The organism is Pantoea sp. EKM10T, assembly GCF_011800685.1.
In the GTDB taxonomy this organism is placed as follows: Bacteria; Pseudomonadota; Gammaproteobacteria; order Enterobacterales; family Enterobacteriaceae; genus Pantoea; species Pantoea agglomerans.
This window is the reverse complement of sequence record NZ_JAALEU010000003.1, coordinates 462,364-474,651: the sequence shown is the minus strand read 5'-3', so window position 1 is coordinate 474,651 and position 12,288 is coordinate 462,364. Positions and strand designations below refer to the sequence as shown.

The 12,288-nt window shown below is 55.6% G+C and carries 19 protein-coding genes; 13 read left to right on the top strand and 6 right to left on the bottom strand.

The genetic code is table 11. The annotated features are described in order from the left end of the window. Positions 1-76: 76 nt before the first annotated feature. Both HFD95_RS22215 and HFD95_RS08740 read left to right on the top strand, forming a co-directional pair. Positions 77-208 carry a hypothetical protein gene (locus tag HFD95_RS22215; protein WP_022624561.1) on the top strand — a complete coding sequence of 44 codons (132 nt, stop codon included), beginning with the start codon at positions 77-79 and terminating at the stop codon, positions 206-208. A 127-nt stretch (positions 209-335) separates the two neighbouring features. Then, a complete protein-coding gene (locus HFD95_RS08740; RefSeq protein ID WP_022624560.1) occupies positions 336-902 on the top strand; it encodes a TetR/AcrR family transcriptional regulator in 567 nt (188 codons plus the stop codon). On the opposite strand, the gene HFD95_RS08735 is transcribed toward HFD95_RS08740, so the two are convergent. Continuing rightward, positions 889-1,770: a LysR substrate-binding domain-containing protein gene (locus HFD95_RS08735; RefSeq protein WP_167430121.1), complete on the bottom strand. Its 882-nt coding sequence runs from the start codon at positions 1,768-1,770 to the stop codon at positions 889-891. The genes HFD95_RS08740 and HFD95_RS08735 overlap by 14 nt on opposite strands. Positions 1,771-1,866: 96 nt before the next feature. Here HFD95_RS08735 and HFD95_RS08730 point away from each other — a divergent pair, with 96 nt between their 5' ends. From HFD95_RS08730 to HFD95_RS08720, 3 genes are read left to right on the top strand one after another with little or no spacing between them, the layout of a single operon-like run. Continuing rightward, positions 1,867-2,172, top strand: coding sequence for a carboxymuconolactone decarboxylase family protein (locus HFD95_RS08730; RefSeq protein WP_010246860.1), 306 nt, complete (start codon positions 1,867-1,869; stop codon positions 2,170-2,172). Continuing rightward, positions 2,172-2,561, top strand: a complete 390-nt coding sequence (locus HFD95_RS08725; RefSeq protein ID WP_045139977.1) for a tautomerase family protein — start codon at positions 2,172-2,174, stop codon at positions 2,559-2,561. The genes HFD95_RS08730 and HFD95_RS08725 overlap by 1 nt, the downstream gene beginning before the upstream one ends. Further along, positions 2,558-3,085, top strand: coding sequence for a DUF4865 family protein (locus HFD95_RS08720; protein WP_010246862.1), 528 nt, complete (start codon positions 2,558-2,560; stop codon positions 3,083-3,085). The genes HFD95_RS08725 and HFD95_RS08720 overlap by 4 nt, the downstream gene beginning before the upstream one ends. A 25-nt stretch (positions 3,086-3,110) precedes the next feature. Here HFD95_RS08720 and HFD95_RS08715 read toward each other — a convergent pair whose 3' ends face one another. Then, a complete protein-coding gene (locus tag HFD95_RS08715; protein ID WP_029519589.1) occupies positions 3,111-3,488 on the bottom strand; it encodes a RidA family protein in 378 nt (125 codons plus the stop codon). A 460-nt stretch (positions 3,489-3,948) separates the two neighbouring features. On the opposite strand from HFD95_RS08715, the gene HFD95_RS08710 reads away from it, so the two are divergent. Beyond that, the gene (locus HFD95_RS08710) at positions 3,949-4,224 is read left to right on the top strand and encodes a hypothetical protein (protein ID WP_010246864.1); all 276 of its coding nucleotides are present in this window, start codon (positions 3,949-3,951) and stop codon (positions 4,222-4,224) included. 14 nt (positions 4,225-4,238) lie between these two features. Beyond that, on the top strand, positions 4,239-4,577 hold the full coding sequence (locus tag HFD95_RS08705; RefSeq protein ID WP_010246865.1) for a type II toxin-antitoxin system RelE/ParE family toxin: 339 nt from the start codon (positions 4,239-4,241) through the stop codon (positions 4,575-4,577). A gap of 294 nt (positions 4,578-4,871) precedes the next feature. On the opposite strand, the gene HFD95_RS08700 is transcribed toward HFD95_RS08705, so the two are convergent. After that, positions 4,872-5,192, bottom strand: coding sequence for a hypothetical protein (locus tag HFD95_RS08700; protein ID WP_010670571.1), 321 nt, complete (start codon positions 5,190-5,192; stop codon positions 4,872-4,874). Positions 5,193-5,307: 115 nt separating this feature from the next. After that, positions 5,308-6,003, bottom strand: a complete 696-nt coding sequence (locus HFD95_RS08695) for a B3/4 domain-containing protein (RefSeq protein WP_061902326.1) — start codon at positions 6,001-6,003, stop codon at positions 5,308-5,310. 43 nt (positions 6,004-6,046) lie between these two features. Here HFD95_RS08695 and HFD95_RS08690 point away from each other — a divergent pair, with 43 nt between their 5' ends. Next, on the top strand, positions 6,047-6,649 hold the full coding sequence (locus tag HFD95_RS08690; protein ID WP_010670569.1) for a helix-turn-helix transcriptional regulator: 603 nt from the start codon (positions 6,047-6,049) through the stop codon (positions 6,647-6,649). 5 nt (positions 6,650-6,654) lie between these two features. Here the strand turns inward: HFD95_RS08690 and HFD95_RS08685 are convergent, their stop codons facing one another. Next, positions 6,655-7,161 carry a MarR family winged helix-turn-helix transcriptional regulator gene (locus HFD95_RS08685; protein ID WP_010670568.1) on the bottom strand — a complete coding sequence of 169 codons (507 nt, stop codon included), beginning with the start codon at positions 7,159-7,161 and terminating at the stop codon, positions 6,655-6,657. A 137-nt stretch (positions 7,162-7,298) separates the two neighbouring features. On the opposite strand from HFD95_RS08685, the gene HFD95_RS08680 reads away from it, so the two are divergent. The 4 genes from HFD95_RS08680 to HFD95_RS08665 all read left to right on the top strand — a co-directional run bounded on the left by HFD95_RS08680 (position 7,299) and on the right by HFD95_RS08665 (position 10,531). Further along, the gene (locus HFD95_RS08680) at positions 7,299-8,456 is read left to right on the top strand and encodes an MFS transporter (protein WP_167430120.1); all 1,158 of its coding nucleotides are present in this window, start codon (positions 7,299-7,301) and stop codon (positions 8,454-8,456) included. Between the two features lie 67 nt (positions 8,457-8,523). After that, the gene (locus HFD95_RS08675; protein ID WP_060679343.1) at positions 8,524-9,216 is read left to right on the top strand and encodes an aspartate/glutamate racemase family protein; all 693 of its coding nucleotides are present in this window, start codon (positions 8,524-8,526) and stop codon (positions 9,214-9,216) included. 33 nt (positions 9,217-9,249) lie between these two features. Then, positions 9,250-9,579, top strand: a complete 330-nt coding sequence (locus HFD95_RS08670; RefSeq protein ID WP_167430119.1) for a DHCW motif cupin fold protein — start codon at positions 9,250-9,252, stop codon at positions 9,577-9,579. Between the two features lie 211 nt (positions 9,580-9,790). Further along, entirely contained in the window at positions 9,791-10,531 is a 741-nt protein-coding gene (locus tag HFD95_RS08665) for a YoaK family protein (protein ID WP_029519590.1), read from the top strand. 45 nt (positions 10,532-10,576) lie between these two features. Here HFD95_RS08665 and HFD95_RS08660 read toward each other — a convergent pair whose 3' ends face one another. Further along, on the bottom strand, positions 10,577-11,302 hold the full coding sequence (locus tag HFD95_RS08660; RefSeq protein WP_010246877.1) for an SDR family oxidoreductase: 726 nt from the start codon (positions 11,300-11,302) through the stop codon (positions 10,577-10,579). 99 nt (positions 11,303-11,401) lie between these two features. Here HFD95_RS08660 and HFD95_RS08655 point away from each other — a divergent pair, with 99 nt between their 5' ends. After that, positions 11,402-12,286: a LysR family transcriptional regulator gene (locus tag HFD95_RS08655; RefSeq protein WP_167430118.1), complete on the top strand. Its 885-nt coding sequence runs from the start codon at positions 11,402-11,404 to the stop codon at positions 12,284-12,286. Positions 12,287-12,288 lie beyond the last annotated feature (2 nt).

The window sequence follows — 12,288 nt, the reverse complement described above, 5'->3', positions numbered from 1 at the left end:
TTTAAACCCTCTCTTATCCCGCGATTAATACTCCCCTGTGTGGATTACTTTAGCCACCTTAATCAGGGGAGGCTTTATGGATATTCGTACAATTTTTATTTCAGCAGTTATGGCAGTCAGTCTTTTATGGATAGGCGCATCAGATAACCGTTCGTCACGTCTCACCGCCGAGCCGGTTAAATCTGTCCTGAGTAAACTGCAGCCTTGATTCTCAATCGCCCGATAGCACACATTAGCGCCTGCTCAGCCTGAGATGCGGTACACTGCCGGTATCTGTTAATGCAACTTCGTTGCTTTAACCATGACGTTCAGGCTGATAAAAGCGGGAGAAAGAGATGGCGAGGGAGATGATTCGGCAGGGTGGGCGCAGCGCACGTATTCAGGCGGAAGTGCATAACACCGTTAACCGCTTGCTTGAAACGCTTGATCGTTCAGCTATTACAGTGCCGATGATCGCCGAACAGGCAGGTGTGACACCTTCCACGATCTATCGGCGCTGGGGCGATCTGTCCCAGTTGCTGGCGGATGTGGCCGTGGCACGGATGCGGCCCATTGCAGAACCGGAAGATACCGGATCGACGGCCGGCGATCTTACCGCGTTCATCCAGCAGTATGCTGAAGAGATGTCGTCCAAAGTCGGTCGTGAGCTTCTGGCTGATGTGATAGGAAGTCAGGCTGAAGTGGCGAGCCAGAAATGCTGTGGGTTTACCTATCAGCATCTTGAAACACTGAAAAGTCGGGCCGAGGCACGCGGCGAATCAGGCTTTGACGTTGATCGCATCATCGATGTGGTCGTGGCGCCGGTGATGTTTCATATTCTGTTCGGTGACCGCGACATCTCAGCAAAATACTGTTCGTCTCTGGTTCAGCGGGCATTTCAGACAGCAGTCAGCGCTGAATAAAGGGCAGGGCGGCTTGCGTTATCAGATGCTGCAAGAGTGCTCGCGCCGGATCGTCACCCTGATCTGAGCGGGCGAGCGCGATACCCAGATAGCCGGGCATTGGCAGCCGGTGTGATTCAATCACCAGCGTCTCCGGCAACCCTGCGCGGGTGCGCAGGGTGATGCCCAGCCCGGCCTGTAATGCCGCCCAGATCCCGCTAAGACTGTGGCTGGTGAACACTACTCGCCACGGAATACCTGCCTTATCCAGCGCCTCAATGGCGCGCGATCGCATGACACACGGCGCATCGAATGCCACCAGCGGCAGCGGCTCGCCGCGCTGCAGATATCCCGCCAGATCAAACGCCGGATGCTGTAACCAGGCTAACGGACACTGACCAATTAACTGCGTGCCAGCCTGCTGCTCTGCCTGCCACAGCAGCGCCAGGTCCAGCTCATGACGGGCCAGCGCCGTAAGCAGCGGCAGATTTCTGTCGACGCGTGCGGTCAGCATCACCTCCGGATGCTGCCGGTTGAACGCGCCGAGAATGTCCGGCATCAACGCCTCGCCAAAATCCTCCTGCATCCCGATGCGTATTTCGCCCTGCAACGCTTCGCCTTTCACTGCCCGCAATGTCTCATCGTTCAGCGACAGCAGGCGTCTGGCGTAACTCATCAGCTGTTCACCGCTGCGGGTCAGCTGCACATGACGCCCTTTTTTCATCACCAGCGCCGTGCCGCATTGCTGCTCCAGTTTCTTAAGCTGCGCACTCACGGCCGAGGCAGACCGACACAGATGCTGTGCCGCCAGGGCAAAGCTGCCGGCATCAATGCCCGCGACGAAACTGCGCAGCGCATCCATATCGAAGGACTCCGGTACCTTTTTCATTATTGTCCTGTAATTATGGATGGTAATAGCTGATTAATTTGATTTTCAGGATTGAAGGCCTGAGTGACACTCTGTCTCACCACTGAGGAGTGTGCAATGAAAAAATCGCTTGATCGGGAAACACTGGCGCAGCGCGCGCCAAAACTGGCCGAACTGACACAGCAGGTGCTGTTTGGTGATATCTGGCAGCGCGAACTGCTGTCACCGCGTGAACGCAGCCTGCTGACGCTGGCAACGTTAACCGCGCTGGGGCGGGTCCAGCAGCTGCCGTGGCACATCGATTTCGCCCGACAAAATGGGCTGACGCAGGATGAGCTGGTGGAGAGCTTCACCCATCTGGCGTTTTACGCAGGCTGGCCCGCCGCCGTCACCGCGCTGGGTTATCTGGAGGATAATCACTGATGCCCTTTACCCGAATTACCCTGCGTCAGGGCTACAGCGAGGCGGCTCTGCATCAGATTTCCACGCTGCTTCAGCAGGCGCTGGTCGCGGAATTTGACGTTCCTGAGCATGATTGCTTTCAGGTGATTGAGATGCTGCCCGCCGGACAGCGGGTATTTGATCGTCACTATCTCAGCGGCGGGCGTAGCGATAATTTCGTGCTGTTTCAGGTGACAGCAGGCCGACCGCGAACCCGACAACAGAAGCAGCAGTTTTATCATTCACTCTGTACGACGCTTCAGGCGGAGATGGCGATCGATCCTGACGACGTGATGATCATCATTCAGTTTAACAGCACCGAAGAGTGGAGCTTTAGCGGCGGCCGGATGCTGGCACAGGAGGCGTTATGATTATCATGCACTACCGTTTTACCCTGCCCGCTGACTACGACATGGGCATCATCGAACAGCGCATCAGTCTGAACGGAGCCCGGCTTGATGGCTTTCCAGGGCTGGTGGCCAAGGCATATCTTTACACTTGCCGTGATGATGACGGACAGAATGAAAACCGTTATGCGCCGCTCTATTTCTGGCGGGAGGCGAGTGGTATGCAGCGTTTCCTGCAAAGTCCTGGCTTTGCGACGCTGGTCAGGGATTTTGGCTGGCCGATCATCGAAAGCTGGCTGGCGCTTGAGGGGCTGACCCACATGCCGGATCTGGCCGATGCCCGCTTTATAACGCTGAACCGCTGGACGATTCCACCGCATTCAGACCTTACGACACTGCCGGTAACAACAGGGATCAGCGCCTGGGATGTGAGCCGCTGGCAGGGAGTAGACGTTAACGCTTCACACCAGCGCCCCGCTGGCGAGCAGGAAGTCTATCGCATCGGTTATCTGGCGCGGGGCGCAGCCGCCGCGGATCTGCAGCTCTAGCATCGGGAATGTCGTTGTTTTCTACTCAGAGGGCAAAAATGGCTTCAATCTCTATGCGCAGGTCAGTGGAGAAAAGTCCGCTGACCTGTACCAGTGAGCTGGCGGGCAGATGCTCGCCGTAGTTGCGATAAAGCACTTCCCGCAGCGCGGTGATCTCTGTGAAAGAGGTGATGAATATCGTGACCTTCAGCAGCGCTGCGAGCGACGTATGCTCAGCTGCGGCAACCGCCCTGAGTTGATCAAAAATGGCTTCTGCCTGTTCAGCCATATTTCCCTGCTGAGCCGCCGTACCGAAAGCGGTCAGCCCAGAGACATACAGCGTCACGCCATGTTTCACTGCGTGGACATAAGGCGCTTTTACTTCGCCCAGTTGCGGATAATTTTTGCGTTCTGGCATCGTCATATTTTTCTCTTTTAAGTGATTTCATACCATACAGGCTACTGGCATTAAAGCAGGCTGAGAGTCGATAGCGGGTTGTGTTAACAAATCGGCAATAGGCAGAAGAGGTGATTGCTGGTGGTTAAGGCGATCTTTTGACGATTTCAGTCGATTTCAGTCGATTTCAGACATCAACGCCGGGCCTGTGTTGCGTGCTATATACAATACATTGAATAGCATGACTACCTTCTGATTTTAAACCTATCAGGACGATGCCTTGCCATCCAGATTCAGTAACGTGGATAGGGTGGATAAATATGTACACGATTTCACTCGTAGGTTATATTCATCCTATGACCCTCGGAAAAGAGAGGGGCAGTTCAAATCTTACGGTCTGTGAAATTTTTTAATCAACGATGAAATCTGGATGGCTCTACCGGCAATCCCTTTGATTTTACCCGTCCTGTCTAATCGGAAATCATGTATGAACTCAAATCAAACCATGTCCCAGAAGCTTGCCAGAGACAGTCTCGGAAATGCTGCCGCCTTCGAAGGAGGAGTATACGTAACAAAAAACGGCGTCTCTGAACTCTTCATCCAGACTGCTGCTGAGCGTCAGGCTGAGATTAGAGAGATCGAGCAGGAAAGAAACATAAACGCCCTTTTCAAGCTGGCCTTGCAAGCTAAAAAGGAAGTCGCTGATGGCAAAGGCATGACCCCTGAAGACGTTCTGGGAAGGTTACGTGCCGCAAGAAAATAATAGAGAGGCTTTGAGTGTCAGAACAATATCAGCTGGTAATCGCGCCTCTGGCTGAACAGTGTCTCAAGGACATTGAGTCCTATAAGAGCGGAACAGTTGGGGCGCAGCAAGCGGCTGCATTTGTCGATAATCTACTCATGGATTCAGTCGACAATATCAGTCAGGATCCTGAAAGGTATCGCTACAATGCTTATCTTTCAGAGCGCGGGCTTTTGTTACGCGAACGTCTTGATGTTGAAGGAGAGTATCGTGTTCTGTACGATTTCGTGGACAATACTATCCAGATTCTTCTTTTCGTTAGCATGAAACAGGATTTCGGAAATTTGCTCTACAGATACAACATACTGAAATGACGCTCAGGGCCCGCTAATGCGGGCTTTTTCATAATGAAAGCTTATGGACGTAAGTGCCACTGTCAGCATCCCCGTTTTAGTTTCACTCAATTTTTGAGATTTCCGGATTCTCAGCCATCAGCCCATATTCTTCCGGCATCAGGTTATCAGGGATTCATAAGCCCGCTTACCTGTTAGTCGTAGACAAAAAACACTTTAATTTCAGATGTGTAGGGATAAGCCAGGACGGGCGCGGCCATAATGATGACCAGCGCGAAATCATATGAATAACGATATGAACACGCCCGTCAGAAATCAGCGTTTCAGCAATTGCTGGCAGGCGAGGTTATCCTGCACGGCGCGCTGTTGCTCATCAGGTGTCAGTTGCTGCCAGCGAGCAATCACGCTGCTGCCCAGCCCCGGTTTATAAGTGATTTTTTGCAGCGCATAATCAGAGTTGCCGCCTTCAATGACGTTCTGCATCTGCCGGTCGAGGGGCTGCTTACTATCATGATCAATCGCGCAGAACACCGCGACGTAATACGCCTTATCTTCCTCACTGTCCTGTGGGATAAACCACCAGGCGGTCAGGGCGAGGATCAGCAGCAGGGGCAGGATATATTTTACTTTAGCCATTTTAGTCACCGGTTGAGTGCCGTTAAGTCAGCCGGGTATGGCCAGACGCAGGGCGCGTATCCTGCCACAGTTTCCGCTCACCGTTAACCTTGTTCAGCCGCTGTTGAGGCAATGTTCAGTTTGCTGGCGCTTCAATCAGCGTCGTACTGATTTGCGCACCCGGCATCATCTGCTGTAATCCCGAAACCAGATCGTCGCTGGCCTGTTGCAGTGCGGAGAGCGGCATAGCGGGCAGACTTTCCAGAATGAACCACATCTGCTGCGCACTGGCATCCAGTCGGGTTCTTACACCCTGACGCCAGTTCCAGCGGCGACAGGTCACGCCCTGATCGTCGCGCCAGATCACTTCGCCCGGTTCCGGCGACTCATAAACCACCTCGCCCTCTTTAACGGTATCGAAACGTTCACTGCCGTCAGCTATCACCAGGCGTGGCTCGCCAGCATAGGCCTCGATATTTTCACCTCCGACCGGCAGCGCATAACGAATGCTGATGGCGTTATAGAGATCGACAACCGGATCGATGGCAGGCAATGCGCCATCCCGCAGCACACGCTTACGCAATGCTTCTGCCGAACAGGGTGTACGTTTCGCTTTGGCACCAAAGGCTTTAAATACCTCAGCCCAGGCGGCGAGATGCGCGTCTGCCCACGTCGCATCATCATTTAACACCTGCTGGCATGCGCTTTTCAGTGCATCGCTGGCAACGTCTGGTCGGGTAATCGGTGTGGCTTCCACCACAATACTCATGGCACGAAAGCCGGGAGCGAGCGCGAAAACAGTGGGATCGATTGACGGATGAACAGATAACATCGGATACTCTCTCAGTGACTAATTTATTTCATAGTAATGACCGATGACCAAAAAAGTCAATATAACGACCGATGCGGGTGCCGATGTCGCCAGTGTCAATCAGGCTGTTTCGGACAGCATCAAAAGCTGGCGTAAAAGTCAGAAACTCTCGCTGGATGAGTTATCACGCCGGGCTGGCGTCAGTAAAGGCATGCTGGTGGAGATCGAAAAGGGTGCCGCCAATCCCAGCATCGCCATTCTCTGTAAAGTGGCTGCCGCGTTGGGCGTCTCGGTGGCAGATATCGTCAACGTTTCGCATGCGCCTGACGCCTGGCTGATTGAGAACAGCGAAATGCCCCGGCTGTGGCAGGGTGAGCAGGGCGGTTATGCGCAGCTGCTGGCGGGAACCCGTGGGCCGGATATGATCGAGCTCTGGCGCTGGCAGATGTTTGCGGGCGAAGCTTTCCGTTCTGCCGGTCACTCCTCAGGCACACTCGAACTGTTGCATGTCGAGCAGGGCACGCTCGCCTTAACGGTGGGTGAGCAGACCCTGGTGGTGCAGCAGGGCTGTGCAGCCGTAGCGCGAACCGATATGCCGCATGCCTATGCCAGCGCCGATCACCTGCCGGTTATCTTCACCATGACGGTGGCCGAACTGCAGCGCTGACGGCGCTATTCTGCGGCTGTCGCTTCGCCTGGACACGCCAGCAGCAGCGTTTTCAGCAACCTTTCCAGTTCGGCACGCTCTGAAGCGCCAAGCGGGGCCAGCACCGCCTCCTGCGTAGCGGTATGGACGCGGAGTGCATGCTCAATCTGCTGCTGCCCGTGCGGCGTCAGCCCGACCAGCATGCTGCGCTTATCCTCTGGCGCGGCAATACGCTCGATCAGATGCTGCTGCTCCAGCCGGTTCAGACGATTTGTCATCGCACCGGAAGTTACCAGCAGCGCCTGGTAGAGCTGGGTGGGCGACAGGCGAAAAGGCGATCCCGCCCGTCGCAATGTCGCCAGCACATCAAATTCCCCCTCCTGAAAACCAAAAGGCTCCAGTGCCTGACTGCGCGCTTTCGCCAGATGTTTCATCAGACGCAACACCCTGCCGAAGATCCGCATTGAAGAGGCGTCGAGATCGGGCATCGCGTCGTCCCACTGACTGACAACGAAATCAATATGGTCATGCATAAATCACCTTTAAATATTGTGGTTATGTTGTCGGGTTGTGCGCAGCCTCTTAACACCGGGGGGAATTTATCTTAACGTTAAGATAAATGGTGGCAGCCCGGTGCTGTCATCGTCAATCCTCTGTTAAGGCGTCGATGATGAAAAATAAGGTGTTGTTCCTCATTCTGTTTGCCGTGATCGCTTTTCTTATCGGGCTGAACCTGCGCCCAATGCTGGCGATTATCGGCCCGCTGTTCCCGGTGTTGCAACTGCAGGCCGGGTTGTCGGCGACGACGTTCAGTCTGCTGACCACGTTGCCGGTGGCGATGATGGGCATGGCCGCACTCTCTGGCCCGTGGCTGATCGCCCACATCGGGCCGGTAAGGGGAATCGCCGCCGGTTTGCTCTGTCTGACTGTCGCCTGCCTGTGGCGCGGGGTTACGCTTACTCCCTCTCAGCTGCTGCTCACCGCGCTGGCGGGGGGCGCAGGGATTGGCGTGATACAGGCGCTGATGCCCACTCTGATCCGGCAACGCTTTGCTGAGGCCGCGGCAACGCTGATGGCGCTGTTCAGCACGGGCATTATGGCGGGCGCGGCACTGACTGCTGCCGGTGCTGACCCGCTGTTTTCATGGCTGGGCCTGCAACCCGCGCTGGCGCTTTCCGGCGGGTTAACGCTGGTCACACTGCTGATCTGGCTGACTTTAGTCAGGCGACCGCCGCAGGTGAGCGTGGCCTCTGATACAGCGACGCTGCCTGTGCGGCGTACCCTGTTGCTGATGCTCTTTTTCGGCATTGGCACGGGTGCTTATACGTTAGTGCTGGCCTGGCTGCCGCCATTCTATATTCAACTGGGCTGGAGTGCTCGCCACAGTGGCTATCTGCTCGCCGCGCTGACGTTAACCGAAGTGGTGGCAGGATTCATCGTCTCGGCGACGTTACATCGCTTTCCCGATCGCCGTCCGCTGCTGCTCGGCGTGCTGGCCCTGTTGCTGCTGGGGCTGCTGAGTCTGGTCTTTTACCCGGGTACGATGCCGATACTCTCTTCACTGTTACTGGGTACGGGCATCGGTGCGCTCTTTCCGCTGTCGCTGATTGTCACGCTGGATCATGCGCGCAGTGCCAGAGAGGCGGGCATTCTGCTGTCACGCGTGCAGGGAGGCGGATATCTGATTGCGGCTCTGATGCCGCTGCTGGCAGGCTGGGTGCGTGATAGCGGCACGTCAATGACTCAGGCCTGGCTGATCATGAGCGCTGGCGTGGTGCTGTTGATGGTGATTGCCCGACGCTTCAGACCTCAGAACAGTATCAACTGAACAAAGCCGTTGCCGATCAATGTCGATCTGGCATGCTGGAATAAAACCCCTGAACCCGGAGTGCATTGTGAAAGTGATTGGTCTGTTAGGCGGTATGTCGTGGGAGTCTACCGCGCTCTATTATCGCATTCTCAATCAGCAGGTTAAACAGCGGCTGGGCGGCCTGCACTCGGCGGAGCTGGTGCTCTATAGCGTCGATTTTCAGCGTATTGAGCAGCTACAGGCCGCGGGCGAGTGGCAGCAGGCGGGAGAGATACTGGCTGAAGCGGCACGCAATCTGGAACGGGCTGGCGCGCAGTTCATCGTACTCTGTACCAACACCATGCATAAAGTGGCAACACAAATCAGCGCCGCAACGGGCATCCCGCTGCTGCATATCGCCGACGCCACCGGACGGCGCATTCAGCAGGCCGGGGTGCGTAAGGTCGGATTACTGGCGACGCGATTCACCATGGAACAGGATTTCTATCGCGGGCGACTTCAGCAGCAGTTTGGTCTTGAGGTAATCACGCCGGATAGAGAGGATCGGATTTTTGTGCATGAGGTGATTTACCACGAGCTCTGTCTGGGCGAGATCAATCCCGCGTCGCGTCGCCGTTATGGGGAGATCATGCAGCAGCTGGTCGCGCAGGGCGCGGAGGCCATTATTCTGGGCTGCACCGAAATCACACTGCTGGTGGATGCCACGGATGCCAGCGTGCCACTGTTTGATACCACGCTTATCCACGCGGAAGAGGCCGTTACCCAGGCGCTGGCCTGACGTTTATCCTGCACTTAGCCTTGAGGGAATCGCATGAAAATTGAAAATCTGCCGTTTGGCCTGACCCAGTGGGATCAGATTGAAGAGACGATTCATCCCGGCGACCAGGGGCAGGCGACCTGGCGAACCGTGAAGTTTAACGATATCCGGGTGCGGATGGTCGACTATTCACCAGGCTATGTCGCCGATCACTGGTGCACAAAGGGCCATATTTTGCTGTGTATGGCGGGTGAGTTGCCCACTGAACTGGCAGATGGTCGCCGTTTCGTGCTGACACCGGGCGTCAGCTATCAGGTGGCGGACAATGCTGAACCACATCGCTCCTTTACGTCCACAGGCGCGCAACTTTTTATCGTTGACTGAGTTCACCATCAGCCTCTCTGGTGATCAGCTGCTGGTGAATCATCGCGTCGTTGACACTTTTAAAAGTAAACTGAATCAGCTTTATAAAAATCAGCAAAATTAATGGCTTATTTCATCAGAGTTATCTGGTTCTGACAGGAATAATTTCCATCAGGTTGTATGCTTGAAGCCTTATAAGAATGTTTTGCATTCACCTGAGGTGGGGAAGCCTGTGCTGATAAAAAAGAAGAAAGTTCGTTCGCATACCGAAGATCGACTGCTGGCGCTGGTGCTTGCCACCACCGCCGGCATCCTTAATGCCATGGCGCTGGGCGCGTTTGGATTTTTTCCATCGCATATGACGGGTAACACGTCGCAAATCTCCCAGGAAGTGACCACCAGCGACCTCCATACCATGCTGTTTTTGATGGCACTGATTATTGCCTTTGTGCTCGGCTGCACCGTTGCCCGGCTGGCGGTGGTAGTGGGGATCAGACATAAGTTACGCACCATATTCTGTCTGATCATTCTGGCGGAAGGGGCGGCACTGACGGCGGCATCAATCTTTGAAATCGTGTTCTACCGGCCAAGCTTTAACGGGGAAGTGCTGTTAATGCTGGGCTTTTTAATGGGGATTCATAATGCGACATCGACGCAGCTCTCCAATGGCCGCGTCAGATCGACCCACATTACCGGCACGCTGACCGATGCGGGTATTGCGCTGGGGTCGTGGATCTTTGCCCATACGTCCCACGCCGTGCATCTTGAAACCGACGATCGTCGCTTTTTCCAGAAGGTTCTGCACACCCATCTGACTACCGTGTTTTCATTCCTGAGCGGCTGTATTGCCGGTCTGCTGCTGTTCAAAGTCTATGGCTTTAACGCCATGGTTGGACTGGGGATATTTCTGATGCTGGTGGCACTGACGGCCATCGCTATCACCGTGCAGCGTACCCGCAGAAGCCTCTACTGACAGAAAACCTCCCGCCCGATGCACACAGCGCATCGGGCGGGTTGCTTACTGCTGCGTTCGGGTTGGCCGCACCACGATTTCGTTCACATCCACCTCTTCAGGCTGTTCAATGGCATAGCGAACGGCGCGACCAATGGCGTCCGGCTGCAACGCGATAGCGCGATAGTGCTGCATCGCCTCGGCGGCTGCCGGATCGGTAATGGTTGATGCCAGCTCGCTCTCAACCACACCGGGATGGACACAGGTCACCCGTAGCTGACTATTCTCCTGCCGTAATCCGTCGGAAATCGCCCGCACCGCAAACTTAGTGGCGCAGTAGACGGCTGCGGTGGGCGACACGGCCAGCGCCCCTATCGACGCGACGTTGATGATGTGGCCGCGCTGGTGGGCCAGCATGGTCGGCAACACTGACGCAATGCCATACAGCACCCCTTTGATGTTTACGTCGATCATCTGTTCCCACTCTTCCACCCGCAGCGATGCCATCGGAGACAAGGGCATAATACCGGCGTTATTGATCATTACATCCACCCGGCCCCATCTCTCCAGAGCATACTCAACAAACTGCGTCATCTCTTCGCGGCGCGTAACATCAAGCGCTTTGATCGCCACCTCTGCACCATTGAACTGCAGCTCTTCAGCCAGCGCGGCCAGGCGGCTTTCCCGCCGCGCACCCAGCAGCAGAATGACATCTGTTTTCGCCAGTTCACGTGCAATGCCTGCCCCGATGCCGCTTGAGGCGCCGGTAATTAAAATCACTTTCTGAGTCATTTTGTTTCTCCAGTCAGGTTGTCACTGGCGATCATACGGCGACTGGATTATAAAGATAATCCACCGAACGCTTTACGCACTGGTAACTCAATCTGACCAATGAATGCCGATAAAAATGCTCTCGAAGTTTTTGTGATTGTGGCGCAGACGCGAAATTTCCGGCTGGCCGCAGAACAATTAGGTGTTACGCGTCCGGCGATCAGCCAGAGTCTGCGGCGTCTGGAAGACCGGCTTAACATCACGCTGATGCAGCGCACCACACGATCGGTTCAGCTGACCGAAGCCGGACAGCGGCTCTATGCCGAAGCGGCGCCGGCGATCAACCAGCTCAATCGCGCCGTGACCGATATTGCCGAACTGGCTGCGGAACCTCGGGGCCTGCTGCGGCTGGCGATCTCCTCGATTGCTGAGCGGATGTTGGGGGGAGAGCTGCTGGCGAGCTTTATTACCGCTTACCCGCAGGTTGAGCTGGATATCACCGTCACCGATGAGGAGTTTGATATTGTCGGGCAGGGCTATGACGCAGGCGTGCGGCTGGGGGAGGTGATTGCTCAGGATATGATTGCGGTGCCGGTATCCACCGCGCAGCGTCAGGTGGCGGTGGCGTCACCCGCCTATCTGGCTCGTGCAGGCACGCCGCAACATCCTCAGGATCTGGTCAATCATCGCTGCATCGGCTGGCGAAGAGGGCCTGGTCTGGCCCCTTATCGCTGGGAGTTCGCAGAGCAGGGACGCGAGTTTGATGTTGCCGTCAATCCGCAACTCACCACCAACGACATGGGGGTGATGATCCGCACCGCCTGCGCCGGGGGCGGCATCAGCTTTGGCATGGAAGAAACCTTCCAGCCTTACATCGCACGTGGCGAACTGGTGACCCTGCTCGACGCATGGTTGCCCGCCTTTGCCGGCTTCTATCTCTATTTTCCCAGCCGCAAAAATCTGGCCCCCAAGCTGAGGGCGCTGATCGAGCACGTCAGACTTTAGCG